The organism is Kitasatospora sp. NPDC001119 (assembly GCF_053598475.1).
In genome coordinates, this window is record NZ_JBSFKI010000063.1 from 12,140 (window position 1) to 28,650 (window position 16,511).

The window sequence follows — 16,511 nt, forward strand, 5'->3', positions numbered from 1 at the left end:
GTGGAATTCGATGATGATGTCCTAGAGTTGGTGAGGGAAAGGGCCGCCGGTTCGGCGGCGACTGCTAGGCAGCGGTGAGCTGGTCTCGCGGGTCTGCCTTCATCCGGCTGTCGGTGTCGTAGAGGCCCCGTTCGGCGGGATGGAGGAGATGCTGCACCACGAAGGAGCGGCCGGCGATCTTGTAGAGGCCGCGTCCGCGGGTGAGCGCGGCGATGGCCTGCGTCTCGACTCCGGTCAGTCCCAGCAGGTTCGCGGTCGCGGCGAGTTGGTCCGGTTCCTGCCGGTAGATGATCCGGGTCGCGCAGTCGGTGAGCAGTCCTTCGGCCAGGGCCCTCCCGCGGGATCCGGCGTCGCCGGCCGACAGGAGGTCCGACAGGCGGTGGATCACCAGGAGGTTCGCGATGCCGAGGCCGCGCGAGAGCTTCCACTGCTGCTGCATGCGTTCGAGCAGCGGCAGGTGGCGCATGAGCCGCCACGCCTCGTCGTACACCACCCACCGCCTTCCCCCGGCGGGGTCGGACAGGGCGGCCTCCATCCAGGCGGAGGCGCAGGTCATCGCGAGGATGAGCGCGGTGTCGTCGCCGGAGGATCCGAGCTGGGAGAGGTCGATGCTCAGCATCGGCGCCCGGACGTCGAACTCGACGGTGCTCGGCGCGTCGAACATCCCGGCAAGATCGCCCTGGACGAGACGCCGCAGTGCGTGGGCGAGGTCTTCGGCGGCGGCGCCCAGGCGGCGGGCGGGGTCGCCGAGGGCGTCGTCGAGGCGGCGGGTGTTGCCGAGCATGGCGGCGATGTCACCCAGCAGCGGCACCCGGCCGGTGCGGTCGGCGTCGGCGACGACCTCGTCGAGAGCGATGTCGAGGGCGGTGTGCTCCATCGGGACCAGGTCGCGGTGCAGCACGGTGCGGGCGAGCGCGCCGAGCAGCAGAAGCCTGCGCTTGCGCACCTCGGCCACCCAGTCCGCCGGGTGCGCTCCAGGCGGGGCGGCGGGGGCGTCCAGGGGGTTCAACCGACCGCTCATCCCCGGGCCGAGGGCGATGGTCCGCCCGCCGAGAGCCTCGGCGACGGCGCTCCACTCGCCCTTGGGGTCGCAGGGGATGTAGACCTTGTAACCGTGCGCGATGCTGCGCAGCGCAAGGGACTTGGCGAGGGCGGACTTGCCCATGCCGATCACGCCGGCCAGCAGCACGTTCGGATTCGTATAGCCTTCGACTCTCCCGTACAGGCTGAACGGGTCGAACGAGAAGCCGGCCTCGGCGTGGACGTCGCGGCCGATGTAGACGCCGCCCGCGCCGAGGCCGCCTTCGGCGAGGAAGGGGAAGGCGCCGGACGCGATGGCGGTGGTCAGCCGGTGCGCCGGGAGCTTGAGCTTGCCGCCGCGGGCGGAGGCCGGGCCGGGGCGGCCGGCGGCCGGGTAGACGGGTCGGGCGTCGAGTTCGTTGACGGCGGTGTCGGTGTGGTGGTGCGGCCGGTCGGCGAGGCGGGCTTCTCGCTGGGCGGCGAGGAGGTCGCGGCGGGCCTGGCGGCGTTCGTCGCGGGCGAGGCGGGTGGGGGTGAACAGAGCGCTGGCGCTGGTGGTGCGTATTCGCAAGGGGGGAACGTTTCTTCTGGCCCGGCCGGTCAGCGGCGGATCATGCCGGTGGTGGGGGTGTGCAGATCGGTGGGCGTGGTGAACTGCCGCACCCGCGTCGATGCCTTGAGGTGGCGCTGGCAGATGGTCAGCTCCGGTGCGCCCTCGGGACGGCGGAGTGCGCAGGCTTCGCGGGTGGGCATCCGTCCGTCGGCGCGGGGTGCCGCGTGGTAGGCGGCGTGCAGGTGCTCGATGCCCTGCCACAGCCGGATGCGGGCGTTGTGGAGGTGATCCCCTTCGGCGGGGGCCTGGGCGCGGGTGCGGGCCGTGGCCTGGTCGACCAGCTCGTGGAGTGCGACGACGTGCTCGTGGAGGGCGTCGAGTTCTTCGCGGGTCAGCGGCCGGTCGTCGACCCGGGCGGTGTCGCGGTGGCAGGCGAGGGAGGTGGTGGCGAACCGGAGGAGGTTCGGCTCGTCGCGGTGCATGGGGAGCCCTTCGGTGGTCAGAGTCGGGCCAGCGGGAGGGCGGCGGCGGTGAAGGCCTCGGCCTGCTGAAGGGTGAGGCGCCGAAGGTCGATCAGGGCGGCGACGGCGGCGGTCTCGACCTGGGCGCACGCGGCGCTGAGCTGGTCGGCGTCGTCCGCGGAGACCACGAGCAGACCGGTCATCGCGACATCGGCGTGGCCGGCGATCAGCTGCAGCTCGCGCTGCTTGACGTCCTGGTACTCGACGGTGTCGGCCTCGGAGTCGACCTGTCCTCGGCGCACGCGCTCGGCCGCGTCGGCGATGATCGTCGCCTTCCGGCGTTGCACGTCCTTGAGCGCGGCGTCCAGGCCCTGGGGGGTGTAGAGGAGCGAGAGGGTGCGCCGGACGCCGGAGGAGTAGAGGAGCTGGTGGAGGAAGCCCGCGCTGGTCTCGGTACGGGGCCACTGCTCGATCCAGAAGACGGCGTGGTGCGCGGAGTCGGTACGGACCTTGTCCGGTTCCTCGACCAGGACGACCGGGCCGGCGGCGGCGACGTCGGCCTCGGGGCGGCCGGAGTCGGACCAGCGCTCCAGGGCGCCGAGGACGGCGGGGTCGTAGGCGGTGCGGACGGTGGCGGCGATCTCGCCGGCGGTCAGCCAGCCGCCCGGCGTCAGCCCGGCACCTCGCACCGACGCGTCGAGGCTGGAGGTGAGCTGGGCCAGGACGGCGAACGCGCCGCCGAGCCCGCCACCGGCCTGGTTGATCAGGCGGCGGGCCGCGCGCAGATCCAGGGCGATGGCGACGTACGCCTCGTGGGGGGCGGCGGCCGGCCCGGCGGCGGCGAGCAGGTCCTCGTAGATCGGACCGGCGACCGGCGTCGAGGGCCGACCGTGCTCCAGCCAGTACCGCTGGAGGGCGTCGCCCGAGTCCGGGACCGTGCGCTCCATCACCTGGATCCGGGCGATCTGGCCCGAGCGCGACAGCGCGGCCAGCGCCCGGCCCCAGCCGGCGACGTTGCCGGCCTGGGTGGACGGGTCGAGGAGGGCGAACGCCCGGGAGGAGACGCGGGTGACGGCTGTGAGGGTGGCCTGCTGCTGGTCGTGGACGGCGCCGAGGCGTCCGTCAGGGGAGGTGACGGCGCGCAGCGAGGCGGCGGTGCCCGGCAGGTGGAGCAGGCCCTCGACGCGGGGGCGGGCCGAGGGGCGGGCCAGCCAGACCAACTGGCCGCGGGTGCGGCGCAGCCAGTAGCGGGCCGCGATCGGCGCCCACTCGGCGAGCGAGCGCCCGCGTATTCGGAAGACGACGGCGACGGCCATCAGCACCCACAGCGGGGTGAGGGCGACGGCGCCGATGATGCCGAGCGTCATCAGGACAGTGAGCAGGACGGCTGCGCCGATCGCGGTGAGGACCAGCTGCGGGAGGGTCAGGCCGAGGAGGATGCCCCGGCGGCTGCGGGCAGGGAACTTGACGGTGGCGGGGGTCTCGCTGGGCGTGCTCAGGAAGGAGGTGCTCTCTGGTGCGGGGGAGGAGGGCGACCCCGTTCCCTCCGGGCTTGGGCGGCAGGAGGGAACAGGAACGTTCTACACGTGGGGCGGGGCGATCCCGCTCCCTCCTCGCGGGGGCGGCAGGGAGAGAGGGAGGGGGATCGTTTCTGCTGGGGGCCTGTCAGGCGGAGGGCGGGCCCGAGGGGAAGGTGAACCGCTGAGGGGAGCCGGTGCTCGCCCTCGCGGGGCCGGGCGGTGGGGTGATCACCGGATCGAAGGCCGGGACACCTGCGCCGCCTGCCGGTGCGGGCGAGGCCACCGGCGACGGCGCCGAGGGGGCACGGGCCGGAGCGGGTACGGATCCCGGGCTCGCGGGTGCTCCGGCCGGCGCCGGCGCGGAGCCCGGAGTCGACACGGCGGGGGAGCCCGCCGCGGCGTGGGCAGCCGCCGCGGGGCTCGACCCGACGGACGCGGCAGGGCCGGAGGAACCGCCCGAGCCCGAGCCCGAGCCAGCGGCAACGCCCGAGCCCGAGGACGTGCCGGAGCCGGTCGGACGGGTGACCAGCGCCCGGCCCTGGTCGCCGTCGCTGCGGTCGGTGGCGGGCCGCTTGACCAGCGGCACACCTCCGTCGCCGCCGCCGGAACGCTGCTGGCCGTACTGGAAGGACGTGGGCGTCGCCTTGGCCAGCGTGTCGGTGCTCGGACCCTCGGGACCGCCACCACCACCTGCGCCACCCTGGCCGGCGCCGACGGACTGCATGCCGGGGACCTGCGAGGGGCCTGCGGGGCTGCCGCCGGCCATCGCCGCACCGCCCGCTGCTCCGCCGGAAGCCGCGGTCATCGCCATCCGGCCGCCCTTCTTGGCGGTCGCGCCGGCGGTCTGCAGGCCTGCTGCCGCGGACTGGTGGAGCCCGGCGGACTGGCCGTCGCCCGCCCAGTGGACGAACTTGTAGATCATGAACGGGCACAGCAAGACAAGCGCCATCACGACGAGGCCGGCGATGATGTCGCTCAGCGCCTGAATACCGTCCTTCGTATCGGAGTTGCCGATGGCGGAGACGCCCACCAGCATGATGATCGTCATCACGAGCTTGGAGAAGACCACGGTGGCGGTGGCCTCGACCCATCGCCGGCGCCAGTCACGCGTCGGCTCCCACGGGCCTCCGGCGGCGGCGAACGGCGCCAGGATCACCAGGACCAGGATGCTGACCTTACGGAAGATCATCATGCCCCAGTAGAGGATCGCGCCGACGGCGCAGCCGAGCGCGACCAGGGCGGGGACGGCCCAGCCCAGCGGGGAGACGACCGAGATCATCGACACCCGGACGATGCGGCGCACTGCGTCGTCCATGCTGGAGTTGGCGATGGTGAACAAACCGCGGCTCAGCGCGTCGACCGTGGTCAGGGCGACGCCGGTGAAGGTGATCGCGGTGACGGCGAAGAGGGTGCTGCTGATGGTGGCGGTGACGGCTTGTCCGAGTGCTTGTCCGTCCCGGCGCCACGCCGACCGGACCAGCTGGAACATGAAGGTCATCACCAGCATCACCAGGGCGATGGGCAGGATCAGGGCGTAGTTGTCACGGAACCAGCCGGCGCCGAGGTCGACGTTGGTGGTCTTGTCGACGGCGCGGCTGGCCAGGTCGACGGCCGACTTCGCCAGGTCGCCGCACGACTTGGCGATCCATTTGCCGATCGAGTCCGTGATGCTGTCGGACACGCCGCCGACGACGAAGTCGCAGAGCAGCCCCGAGCCCGGAAGATCACAAAAACCCATGGTCTTCTCCTCAAGTAAGAGACGGGAAAGGGGGTTAGGGGTAGACGGTGGGGGCGACGGCGGCGAGCGCGCAGTCGCCGCCGGGGCGGCACTGGACGGCGAGGGTGATGGCGCGGTCCTCGGCGCCCTGGCCGCCGCCGTCCCAGGCGACGGTCACCTTCGCGGTGACGGTGACGGCGTAGATGTAGGCCTGGGTGATGGCGGCCGGGTTCTGCTGGATCGCCTTGGTGTAGGAGTCCGGCACGTGGGCGGAGACCTGGCCGGCGGTGGAGGTCTGGCCGTTGTCGCGCAGCCGCGACCACAGCACCGGGTCGGGGACCTGGCCGGCGACGGAGTCGCCGTCGGCGTACTGGCTCTCCGGGGTGAGCCACAGGCGCAGGCCGGACACGAAGTCGGGCTGGGCGACCTTGCGGGAGTCGTACGTCCACAGGGCCTGGGCGAACGCCTCGCCGAACTCGGTCGGACTGCTCGTGCGCGGGGGGCGGGCGACGGCTGCACCCGCCTCGGCGGGCGGAGCGCTGACGCGGGGGCCGGCCGGGATGCCGGCCGAGGAGCTGGGGCGCGACGGGGAGGCGGGCTGCGGGTCCGTGCGAGTGGCGTGGCCGCCGCCCGCCAGCCGGGCGAGGAGCCCGGTCAGCAGACCGGCGACCAGCAGCACGCCCAGCCCGATCAGCAGCCTGCGACGAAGCGTCGAATCACCGCCGTGGAGAGGGGACTTGGGCTTGGGCACTTACTTGACCTGCGTCCCCAGGGCGGAGAAGAAGGCGACCAGGCCGTTGGCCGCGCCGAGGAGCAGGGCGACGCCCGCGGCCACCATGGCGCCCTGCTTGCCCTTCTGTTCGGCGCCGTGCGCTCCCGAGTGATGGCCCCACGCCCAGACCACACCGGCCACGCAGAGCGCGCCGACGGTCGCGACGACCGCGAACAGGTTGATGGAGGAGACGACCTGCTTGAGGACGCTCAGGCCGGGAAGGCCGCCCTCGGCGGGGGTGACGCCGGGGTCGAAGGCGAGGTCGGTGACCGCCTGGGCGGCAAGGATCAAGGACAAACGTTTCTCCAGAAAGGGGGGAGGGCATGCCGGGGCGCACAACGGCGCCGCGCCGGCACGGAGAAGAGGGGAGAGGAAGCGCTCAGGGAGCGACTCGGCGGACCGCGATCACGCCGGACTTCCAGGAGTTGAAGCTCGCGATGCGAACGACGTCCCCGGTGTGCGGGGCGTGCACGACGAGCCCGTTGCCGATGTACATGCCCACGTGCTCGGGCCCCTGGGAGCCCCGCTCGGTGAACAGCAGGTCGCCGGCGCGCACTTGGTCCACCGCGACGGCGGTGCCCTGTTTCACCTGGTCGTAGGTGGTGCGGTCCAGCGTGATCCAGGCGGTCTTGTACGCCTGCTGCATCAGGGAGCTGCAGTCGCATCTGCCCATCGGGTCGGGCCCGTGCGAGTTCGTGCAGGAACCGCCCCACTGGTAGGGGGTGTTGAGCTGGCCGAGGGCCCAGCGGATCGCCGACTGCACCGCGGGGGAGGCGTCGTTGGGGATGGTGTAGCCCTCGGGGAGCACGCCCGGCGGGATGATGCCCCAGTCGGTGTTGGCGCCCGGGGGCGTGCACGAGCCGGGCGAGGCGCCGGTCGTCGGGGGAGTTCCGACCGTCGGGGCCTTGAGGGCCGCGCCGATCGCCTGCTGCAAGGCGCCGGCCAGGGGCTCCCACTGCGCGTACGCGTCGGGGTAGCCGCTCTTCTGCACCTTCTGCGCGGCGACGGTGACCGGAAGGTCCTGCCACCCGGAGACCTTGAGCAACTCCTTGTAGAACGCGGTGGACGCGTAGACCGGATCCTGCAGCTGGGCCGGGGTGCCCCAGCCCATCGACGGCCGCTGCTGGAACAGCCCCAGCGAGTCGCGGTCGCCGCTGGACAGGTTCCGCAGGCGGGACTCCTGCATCGCGGTAGCGAGCGCGACCACCTGGCCACGCGGCGGCACCTGGAGGGCGATGCCGGTGGCGACGATCGTCTGCGCCATCGGGATCTGCACGGTCGGCAACTCCAGCCCGGCGACGGGGGCCGTCGGTCCGGCGGCGCCGGACAGGATCAGCTTGACCGCGGCCTGGATCGCAGCGGTGTCCACAGCCTGTGGACCACCGGGTCCGCTGCACGTCCCGCCGGAGCCATCGCTGCCGCTGTCCCACTTGCCGTCCTTCTGGGAGGCCATGGCCACCGGCAGGATCAGGACGAACGGCGTCAGGAGAACGGCGGCGCCGAGCCCGGCGACGGCCTTCTTCACACCGCCAGCCGCTGCTGCGCGCCATTCTGGATCAGGCCCGGCGGGCCGTCGGAAGACATGAAGAGGTGAAGTCCCGGCAAGGGGGGAATCTCCGATCGTGGGGGTATGCGACCAGGGCGCGGAAATGCGCTCCGGTGCACTTGAGAAAGAGGGGAAGTCGCGGCCGGTCGAGGAATCCGGAGAGGGTTCGTGCACCTATCCAGCCTGGTCGCGGCGCTTGGCGACGTCTTCGAAGGTAGGAGCCGGAATGGCTATCGTGCAAGGAGATCGGAAAAATTCGCGGGAATTTCCGAACTCCTTGCAAAAAAGCCATCGCGGCTTCTATCTTCGAAGGAGACCCGGTGGCCGCCTGCGCTTCGGGCTCTTTCTTTGCGCCAACCGCAGCCGGAATCGACTCGGCGGCTGTCCGCACACCCCCCTGATAACCAAGAGGACATTTGACCGACTACACCCTTCTCCGGGGCGATGCCCTGACCCTCCTGAGCGGCCTGCCGACCGGAGCGGCCGACTGCGTGATCTGCGACCCGCCGTACAACAGCGGCGGGCGCACGACCCAGGAACGCGTCGGACGCAGCGCGAAGGCGAAGTACACCACCGCCGGCTCGAAGAACCAGCTCCGCGACTTCCCCGGCGAGAACAAGGACCAGCGGTCGTACGGGTTCTGGCTCTCGCAGCTGCTCGCCGAGGCCTACCGGCTGACCACTGACGGCGGCACCGCGGCGGTCTTCACCGACTGGAGGCAACTGCCCGTCACCACGGACGCACTGCAGGCCGGCGGCTGGACCTGGCGCGGCATCGTGCCCTGGTACAAGCCGGCCGCCCGCCCGCAGAAGGGCCGCTTCACGCAGAACACGGAGTTCGTGGTCTGGGGCTCCAAGGGCGCCATGGACGGCGACCGCAACCCCGTCTACCTCAAGGGCCTGCTGGAAGGCAGCCAGCCCTCGGGCAGCAAGCGCCGGCACATCACGCAGAAGCCCGTCGGCATGATGCGCGACCTGGTCAAGATCTGCCCGCCGGGCGGCACGGTCCTCGACTTCACCGCAGGATCCGGATCGACCGGCGTCGCCGCGATTCTCGAAGGGCGCTCCTTCCTCGGCATCGAACTGACCGAGCACTACGCCGACATCGCCGAGGAACGCCTCGCCGAGGCCAAGCGCACCGCCGACAGCGCCGACCAGGACCCGGCGTAACGACCCGAGGAACCTGACGGCCTCGACCTCTACCCCGGGCCGATTCGGCAGAACCCGGCCCAGCGGCCCCGGGCCACCCCGGGGCCGCCCCACCACCCGATGGAGCCACCACCCGATGACGCACACCAACCCGTCCCACGACATGCCGATGGCGGTCTTCCCGGGCTACCTCGCCGGCCCCGGCGAGGGCCTCGACACGCTCTTCGCCTTCACCACGGGACGAGACGACTGGCTGCTGACCGTGGAGGCCAACAACCTGGTCGCCTTCCACGAGAGCGGGACCGGGATCGTGATCCTCGACCCGACCAAGGACAGCTCCTACCCCCGATGGACCGTCGCCTCCGGCCGCGGCCGGTCGAGCGGCCTCGCCTGGCACGCCACGTTCGACGCGGCCACACCGGCCGAAGTGGTCATGGCCGCGGCCCGCCGCCTCGCTCACGGCACGGGCCAGCCCACCCGCGCCGAACGCGAGCAGCACCTATGGAGCCACACCTCCCACGCCGACACCTTCGACGCTCTCCACATGGAGGCAGCTTGTGCCGGCTGGAGCGCCGGCACCCGGTGCTGCAGCCCCACCCTCGACGCGCCCGACGGCACCGCCGCCCTGCGGATCCATCGCGCCGCCGCCGAGGGCCACGGCGACGCCCGCGACCTCGCCTACACCCTCACCGCCGGTGCCCGCAGCCACGAAGCCACCTGGTGGACGGCCGAGTTCAGCCGCAACGTGCCGACCAGCGTCATCATGACCGTCCTGCGTACCGTCACCGATCCCGGCCGCTACACCCGCCGGGCCTCCCGTATCCCGATGCTCCACCGCGCAGCCCTGCGCACCCATCCGGTGGCCCGACGTCGAGCGGAGCCCGCCTGTGGCCGATGACCAACTCGACCCCAGCACCGCCCAGGGCGAGCGGCACGTCGTGGTGAGCCCCGGCTACCTCGCGGGGCCCGGCCACCCGGACACCGCCACCGAGGCGTTCGAGGCCTTCCTCGCCGAGCACCAGGGCTGGTCCCGGTACTCCTGCGACGGCGGAGACACCAGCGTCGCCGTGAGCGACTGCCTCACCGGCCGGATCCGGCTCGACCACGAGCCCGGCGACCGCTACTCCAGCTGGACGCTCGCCGGATACGAATCCCCAGTGGGCGAGCGCGCCTGGCACGCCACCTTCGATCTGGACGCCCCGCACGAGATCGCCCTCGCTGTCGCCAGCACCTTCTCCCACGCCCTCTCCTACAGCAGCCCCGCCGTAAAGGAAGAAGCGCTCTGGGGCAGGAGCAACACCCGCGATACCCTGCTGGCCCAGATGTGCGAGTCCGACTGGCTGGACGTCAGCACCCCCTCGGAAATGGCGTTCCGGTCGCTCGATGCCACCGCCGGGCTGATCCGCTGGGACGGAGGAGTGTTCCACGACGCGTCCTGGAGCCGTGACCATCCGGCCGGGGTCACCCTCTGGGCCCGCAGGACCAGTGACGACACCACGCGCACGGCGTGGCAGGCGCACTTCTCCAAGAACACGCCCACCCGCCTGATCACCGCGGCCCTGGAGCACCTCACCGACCCGCAGCCCAGCCTGCGGCGCCTCGCGGAAGTCCCCACCGCCCACCTCGGCGTGGTGGACATCCGACCCCACAAGGGCTCACCGCGATCCGCGGCCGCCACCGCCACCGGGCGCACCACCCTGGCCGACATCCCCGTCGAACGGTGGAACGCCGCAGCCGCCGCAGCAGCGCAGGCCGGTGCCACCCGACCGGCAGGAAGGAAGACCTGAGCACCACCGTGCACCCCCGACACCGGACGGACGGCGACGGCGACGTCCACGTCCACCCGGTCTACCTGGCCGGAAGCCTGCCCATCGGCGACCCCGCGCTCCAGCCCATCCTCGACCTGCCGAACACCGAACGGCACCACGACGACCTCGGCAACTTCTACGCCGCCACCACGGACGGGCGCATCCGCACCGGGTTCATCCCCGAACAGGACTGGAACACCCTGTGGAAGATCGCCGTCGCCCCCGCCCCCTTCTCGCCGCCCCGCTGGGTCGCGAACTTCTCCGACGGCACCCCGATCGAGATCGTCAAGGCCGTCACCACCGAACTCGCCGCCATGTACATCGCGGACGACGACACCTGGCTCGACGAGCGCACCGCCGGCCCCCTGGAGTGGATCGCCCCCTACACCGCAGCCGGATGGACCCCCCAGGGCGTTGACCGCGATCACCTCACCCTGAGGTCCCCGGACCACCTGGCGAGCATCACCTACCGGCGAGCCGGACTCCGGCCCACCGACGACGCCGAACAAGCCGGCCAGGACGGCAGGTTCACCATCGGAACCGTCAAGTCCGCAGGCTGGTACGGGAGGTTCAGCGGCGCAACGCCCGCCCGCATCCTCCATGCCGCTTCCACGGCAGTCCTCGACCCCGCACCCGTCCTGCGCTACCGGGACGCGCTCGACCACTACGCCAAGCAGACGGCCACCATCACACCGCTCACCCCGTCCGCGCCCAGCCCACTGGACATCCAGCGCGCAGCCGCCCGGCTCCGCTCGACCAGCGCCCCGCCCCAGGGCACCCCACTGCCCACGCCGCCGGCCGTCGTGTGGACCTCCACCACATCCGCTGCCCGCCGCCGCTGAACCACCGCGGCGGCTGACCGCCGGCCTGGCCGGCGACACCGCGGACTCCACCGAACCCTGACGCCTGCCGACGCCAACGAGGTCGCCCCCCGTAGGGCACCACCGCCGCTGAGTCCACCAACCGCGCCGGCCGCCTCGTCGACAACCGGGGCTGGAGCCGCCCAACCACCGTACCCGGCAGACCTGCCGACTGCCGGAGGACCCGCAAGGACGCCACCATCGCCTACTCGATCCCCACCTACACGTTCACCCGCTCGCCGCAGGGGCGCGCCGTCGTCACCGGCCCCGGCTCCAGCTATGCGCTGACGGTGCTGCAGAAGCACGCGTTCACCGAACCGGAGACCGACGGCGACAGCATGGAACTGCGGCTTCCCGCCTACTTCGACGAGGAACGGCAGAGCGCCGCCGTCGTCGACGCGGCGAACGCCCTGCACGAATTCGGGTTCGCCATCGACCTCGACGCCAGGTTCGGCACCCCGGCACCACCCACCGCCGCCTTCGTCACGACCCGCTCGCCCGACCCCGGCCGCGAACTCGCCGAACTGACCGGCCGCCTCGCCGAGCCCGGCCAGGACCATGAGGCCGTGGCTCGGCACGCCGACGCCGTCTTCGGTGACGACGGCGCCCTGGCCCGCCTCGCCTCCTTCACCGGCGCCCTCGGCGGCTGGGCCGCCAGGCTCGGTCACATACCCGGTGACGACCTGTCCGACAGCCTCGCCGAGCACGCCCGTGCCCTCGACGACATGCACAGGCAACTGATCAACGCTGCGGTGCGCGTCAAGGCCCTCGCAGCCCTGCACGAGGACGACCGCGCCCCGCACCCGAGGCGCCACGCGGCAACCTCCACCACCTGGGCTCTCCCCACCACCAACAACCCGACCCGCGCCGAGTCCGCCCCGCCCGGCGGCTCCCGTGCCCATGGAGGATCGACATCGCCGAAGACCCGGACACGCTGATCGACGTCGCCCCCGCCTACCTGGCCGGCCGCGAGTTCAGCAACGCGCCCTTCGAGCGGCTCGTCGAGCAGTGGGGCTGGGTTCACAGCAACGTGCCGGCGCTGAGCCAGTCGTTCGCCTGGAGCCCGGACCACCGCTTCCGGCTCGCCGACGGGCAGCTCGACCCAGGCGCCTGGTGGCACATCGCCGCCTCGCGGGAACCACTCGCCTCGCCCCAGTGGCAGCTCGCCTTCTCCAAGCAGGCCCCGTCCGAGTTCGTCACGGCCGTCGCCGAGGAACTCGCCCGCACCGGCCCCGGCATCGACTGGACCGGCGAGAGCCACCCCGCCCTCAAGGCCCCCACGGACCGCCGGACCATGATCCGTACGCTCCAGGACGCCGGATGGCGCAGCACCTACCACGAGGGCCTCCTCGACCTGGAGGCCCCCGACCGGCTCGCCCGAGCCCAGATCCGCATCGACCCGCCCGGCGACGCGCTCGACCTGATGGCCCGACCCCACCTGTACGTCGAGATCGGCCCCCGCGGCAACGGCGGATACCCGCCGTTCTGGCAGGCCATGGCGACGACCGGCACGCCCACCGTCGTGGTCGACGCGCTCGCCCGCGCGCTCACCGACCCCACGCCGCTCAAGCGCAACCGCGACTGGCTGCACGAGGAACTGCTGGAGCACCTCGGCGAACAGGCCACGAACGACAGTCCCGAGAACACGGCGACCGACCAACGCCCGGCCCAGCCCGAGGGCCCGCCGTACACCGACGAGGACCTGCTCGCCGTTGCCATCGACCTGTCGGCGGAGGCGATGGAGTCCATCGAGGACTTCCAGGACGCCGACATGATCGGCGACCAGGTCATTCCCAGCACCTGGGCGAATGTGGGCCGGACATGGAACGACCTGCCCGACGACCAGAAGCACCTCGCGTACACCCTGGTCACCGACATGGCCGTCGATGCCGCCCGTCGTGCACCCGTCCTGTTCGGCCGCGAGCCCGAGACCGGCTCGGCCCCCCGTCGGACCAGCAGGCTCCCGACGCCGCAGGTCGAAACCCCGCTCCGGGACCTGTGGTTCACCAACGACGACCTCCGAGTAGCCGCAGCGTGGGTGAGCGAGCGCCGGATGTGCTGGGACTCCTCGACGCTCAGCGACGCCATGCGGGACCAGATCATCCCCAGTACCGCGGATCACGCCGAACCCCGAACGTGGGGAACCCTGCCAAAGCAGCAGCGGGAGGAAGCGAACCGCCGCACGGAGAAGCTGATCAACGATGCGGCTGAACGCGCCGCACTGCTCTTCGAGCGGCCGAGCGGACCCGAGCCCCTGGCCCTCGTCGGCCCGCTCTACCTCGCAGGACCCGGCCACCACAGCCGCGACCTCGCCGCAGCACCGCTTCGCGACCGAGGCTGGACGGTGACTCAGGAACCCGATGGCGCAACGGTGTACACCAGCCCGTGCGCGCAGGTGAGCGCGAGAGCCAGGACCGACAGCACCGGGACCGTCTGGACAACTGCCCAATGCCAGGCTGGACTTGGTGAAGAACGGTGGTGGTCCTCGGCGGACAACCGCACGCCACCGGAGGTGGTCGCCGCCCTGCATGAAGCCCTTGCCGCCACCCTCGCTTCCAGGCCGGACAACCTGCTGTGCCCGACCTTCCCCAACGTGGAGGCCCTCGACCACGTGATCGCCTCCGGGTGGGACAACAGCGTCAGCCGCCGCCGCCTGCTCTGCTGGACAGCGCCGGACGGCGAGATGGCCAGCATCTCCCGCTGGATGAAGCCGGACCACCAGGAATCCGACTGGGTGATCAGCGGCGGCGCCCTGGGCCCAGGCCGGAAGGAAGGCTGGTACCTGAAGATGCCGGCGGACGTGCCCATGGAACTGCTGGCCGGCGTCACCAAGGCCCTGACCGACCCCACGCCCGTGGCTCGCCTCGGACGAGACCTTGCCTCCGAGCACCTCGTCTACCTCGACGTCCGCCCGCTCGAGACCCGGCACCGATCCACGTCGCCGGCGCGGATGGCCGCCGCCCGGGCCCGATCCGTCACGACCGTGCACGGAGAGTCGAAGCCGCGCCCGAACACCGCGACCGCCGGAGACAACAAGGCGCAACAGCACACGCGTTGACTACGCGGCCGCATGGACCGACCCAGGGAGACACCCCACCCGACGTCCACTTCCACGACCGGCACGGGTACGAAACGACCGCCCGATCCGCCCCGGCCAACGCCGCCCACCCGCCTGCCTGCCAGGCGAAGCGCCGTCTGCTCGTCGTACCGGCTGAGGACCGGTCTGCCCACCGCCCCGTGGGCCCGTGCCGCTCCGTCGGCAGGGAACGCAACAGCCCGGGTTCCCCCGCCGAGACAGGAGAACCCGGGCTTGTCGGGTGCGCTTACGCAACCGCCTCGTAGGAGGCACGAAGCAGCGGCATCGCTCGGTCGAGGTCGTCCAGGGATCCGATCCGCACCTCCAGGTCGCCGGTTCCGTGGTGGCCGATGCCCGAGACGTCGCGCGTGAACCCGGGCTCCAGCTCCACGGACGCCGGAGCCAGACGGAGGAACAGCCGCAGCCCGTTGGAGAGCACCTTCACCGTCACGAAGTTCCCACCCCGACGGTAGGCGACGTAGTGCTGCAGCTCGACGCTGTGCACGTCCCCGAGATCCAGCAGCCGCCCGTCCAAGTCGGCATACAGCGCCCGCACCGCCGCCACCGCGCCGGCCAACCGCTGGGACACCGTCGAGCGCGCCGCCGGTACGACGGCTGCGCCCGTACGCGCAGCCCGAGCACCGGAACCGGCGGTCGAGACCACCAGGTCGAGCGACAACAGGCCGTCACCGAAGCACCGGTACCGGACAAGATCGATGCGGCGATCGATCTCGCGGACGGCGTGCTGGTCGTACCGGCTGAACTCCGCAGCCACGCAGATGATCCGAGGGCTCGTCCAGTCGACCGACTCGGCGATTCCCGGGCCGAGCTTCTGCGTCACCAGGGACTCGAAGCTGTGCCGATGGTCGCGCAACCAGGACAGGTAGAACAGCCCCTGGCTGATCACGTTCTCGTCCCGGGACCGCTTGTACTCGATCACCACTGGGGAGCCGTCCTCGTCCAGACCGAGCGAGTCGATCCGCCCACCGTGCACCGGACCGGTCGACACCTCCGTGTCCAGGAAGCGCACGCCCAGCATGGCCGCCATGTTCCGCTCGATGAACGACTGCAGGTGCCGCTCCAAGGCGACGGTGGACCCTGCGATCTCCTCCGCGCGGTCGCCATCGGTGCGAAAGATCCTCAACGTCATGGTCCCCCCTTGGCCCAGCCCTACAGGACCAATCCAGCAGGGCAAAAGCAACCTATCTGCTCAAATCTCAAATAAATAGTGCATATTGCACATCTCTCAATGCCTGCCGACAGGGAATAGGGAAGGGCAGGGTGGGCGTCGCGGCGGGTTCCAGACCCGTACCGTCCGGTCGTTGCTGCCGGTGGCGAGGCGGGGGCGTCCGGTGCGGTGAGCACCGCCACCGCGTTCACCCAGTGCTTGTGGCTGGCGAGTTGGAGGTGGCGCTGCCGTTGGCGGACCGCGCCGCCGACCAGCATGGGGAGCCACGCCGTGGGGCTGTGGGCGTGGGTGTCGGCGGGGGTGGGGTGCCCTGGATGTAGTTGTGCCGAGCCGGCGCCACCATCGACGCCGCCCGATCGTGTCGTGGTCGCGGCGATGGCGGGCGGCACTTCGTTCGGGGGTAGTCCGTGGTGGCGATGATGCCGGCGATTTCGAGGGCGTCGAGGACGTCGGGGTGGTCGGCGAGCGACTGGAGGGCTCCGGCGGTGTGGCCCAATCGTGTGTGGGTGATGAGGTGGTGCGGATGCAGGGGCTGACGTCCTCGGGCCGAGGGACGCCGCTGCCGGAAGTCCGGGTGGCGAGGCCGTGGCGGGCCTGCTGGGCGCGTTGTGCACGATGACGTCCAGGCGAGCTTTGCCTACGCAGGCGGCGAGCATCGTGATGGAATCCACTAGCCGTTGCGTACGGGGGTGGAGGCCAGGGCACCAGCCCATGGGCCGCGTACCGCGGGCGTGCGCAGGGTCTCATGGCACGGTTCTCATCCGAATTCCGATCGATTCTGACCGTCTGCGCGTATAGCCGTGCCAGTTCCTAAAATGGATTTGCAGTAAGGCAGTTGAAC

General features: G+C 71.6%; 14 protein-coding genes. 6 read left to right on the forward strand and 8 right to left on the reverse strand.

All coding sequences use genetic code 11. The annotated features are described in order from the left end of the window. Window positions 1-64: 64 nt before the first annotated feature. The 7 genes from ACWDD9_RS41250 to ACWDD9_RS41280 all read right to left on the reverse strand — a co-directional run bounded on the left by ACWDD9_RS41250 (window position 65) and on the right by ACWDD9_RS41280 (window position 7,568). Window positions 65-1,585: an ATP-binding protein gene (locus ACWDD9_RS41250; RefSeq protein ID WP_449814492.1), complete on the reverse strand. Its 1,521-nt coding sequence runs from the start codon at window positions 1,583-1,585 to the stop codon at window positions 65-67. A 35-nt stretch (window positions 1,586-1,620) separates the two neighbouring features. Further along, entirely contained in the window at window positions 1,621-2,055 is a 435-nt protein-coding gene (locus ACWDD9_RS41255; protein WP_449814471.1) for a DUF6238 family protein, read from the reverse strand. Between the two features lie 17 nt (window positions 2,056-2,072). Further along, entirely contained in the window at window positions 2,073-3,533 is a 1,461-nt protein-coding gene (locus tag ACWDD9_RS41260) for an SCO6880 family protein (RefSeq protein WP_449814493.1), read from the reverse strand. A gap of 166 nt (window positions 3,534-3,699) precedes the next feature. Continuing rightward, complete coding sequence (locus tag ACWDD9_RS41265) at window positions 3,700-5,292, reverse strand: SCO6881 family protein (protein ID WP_449814472.1); 1,593 nt, start codon at window positions 5,290-5,292, stop codon at window positions 3,700-3,702. A 34-nt stretch (window positions 5,293-5,326) separates the two neighbouring features. Continuing rightward, complete coding sequence (locus ACWDD9_RS41270; RefSeq protein WP_449814473.1) at window positions 5,327-6,022, reverse strand: hypothetical protein; 696 nt, start codon at window positions 6,020-6,022, stop codon at window positions 5,327-5,329. Beyond that, window positions 6,023-6,331, reverse strand: coding sequence for a DUF6112 family protein (locus ACWDD9_RS41275; protein ID WP_449814494.1), 309 nt, complete (start codon window positions 6,329-6,331; stop codon window positions 6,023-6,025). Between the two features lie 91 nt (window positions 6,332-6,422). Continuing rightward, window positions 6,423-7,568: a C40 family peptidase gene (locus tag ACWDD9_RS41280; protein ID WP_449814474.1), complete on the reverse strand. Its 1,146-nt coding sequence runs from the start codon at window positions 7,566-7,568 to the stop codon at window positions 6,423-6,425. Window positions 7,569-8,005: 437 nt separating this feature from the next. Here ACWDD9_RS41280 and ACWDD9_RS41285 point away from each other — a divergent pair, with 437 nt between their 5' ends. The 6 genes from ACWDD9_RS41285 (at window position 8,006) to ACWDD9_RS41310 (ending at window position 14,463) form a co-directional block, all read left to right on the forward strand. Next, complete coding sequence (locus tag ACWDD9_RS41285; protein ID WP_449814475.1) at window positions 8,006-8,758, forward strand: DNA-methyltransferase; 753 nt, start codon at window positions 8,006-8,008, stop codon at window positions 8,756-8,758. A 115-nt stretch (window positions 8,759-8,873) separates the two neighbouring features. Next, complete coding sequence (locus tag ACWDD9_RS41290) at window positions 8,874-9,635, forward strand: DUF317 domain-containing protein (protein ID WP_449814476.1); 762 nt, start codon at window positions 8,874-8,876, stop codon at window positions 9,633-9,635. Then, window positions 9,625-10,524, forward strand: coding sequence for a DUF317 domain-containing protein (locus ACWDD9_RS41295; RefSeq protein WP_449814477.1), 900 nt, complete (start codon window positions 9,625-9,627; stop codon window positions 10,522-10,524). Before ACWDD9_RS41290 ends, ACWDD9_RS41295 begins: the two co-directional genes overlap by 11 nt. An 8-nt stretch (window positions 10,525-10,532) precedes the next feature. Next, the gene (locus tag ACWDD9_RS41300) at window positions 10,533-11,387 is read left to right on the forward strand and encodes a DUF317 domain-containing protein (RefSeq protein WP_449814478.1); all 855 of its coding nucleotides are present in this window, start codon (window positions 10,533-10,535) and stop codon (window positions 11,385-11,387) included. A 308-nt stretch (window positions 11,388-11,695) separates the two neighbouring features. Beyond that, complete coding sequence (locus ACWDD9_RS41305) at window positions 11,696-12,343, forward strand: hypothetical protein (RefSeq protein ID WP_449814479.1); 648 nt, start codon at window positions 11,696-11,698, stop codon at window positions 12,341-12,343. A 92-nt stretch (window positions 12,344-12,435) separates the two neighbouring features. After that, entirely contained in the window at window positions 12,436-14,463 is a 2,028-nt protein-coding gene (locus ACWDD9_RS41310) for a DUF317 domain-containing protein (protein WP_449814480.1), read from the forward strand. A 265-nt stretch (window positions 14,464-14,728) separates the two neighbouring features. Here ACWDD9_RS41310 and ACWDD9_RS41315 read toward each other — a convergent pair whose 3' ends face one another. Further along, window positions 14,729-15,631: a DUF5655 domain-containing protein gene (locus ACWDD9_RS41315; RefSeq protein ID WP_449814481.1), complete on the reverse strand. Its 903-nt coding sequence runs from the start codon at window positions 15,629-15,631 to the stop codon at window positions 14,729-14,731. Window positions 15,632-16,511 lie beyond the last annotated feature (880 nt).

Excerpts from the sequence above, each read along its gene's own strand:
- ACWDD9_RS41255 (WP_449814471.1), bottom strand. The coding sequence starts at position 2,055 with ATGCACCGCGACGAGCCGAACCTCCTCCGGTTCGCCACCACCTCCCTC.
- ACWDD9_RS41265 (WP_449814472.1), bottom strand. The coding sequence starts at position 5,292 with ATGGGTTTTTGTGATCTTCCGGGCTCGGGGCTGCTCTGCGACTTCGTC.
- ACWDD9_RS41290 (WP_449814476.1), top strand. The coding sequence starts at position 8,874 with ATGACGCACACCAACCCGTCCCACGACATGCCGATGGCGGTCTTCCCG.
- ACWDD9_RS41315 (WP_449814481.1), bottom strand. The coding sequence starts at position 15,631 with ATGACGTTGAGGATCTTTCGCACCGATGGCGACCGCGCGGAGGAGATC.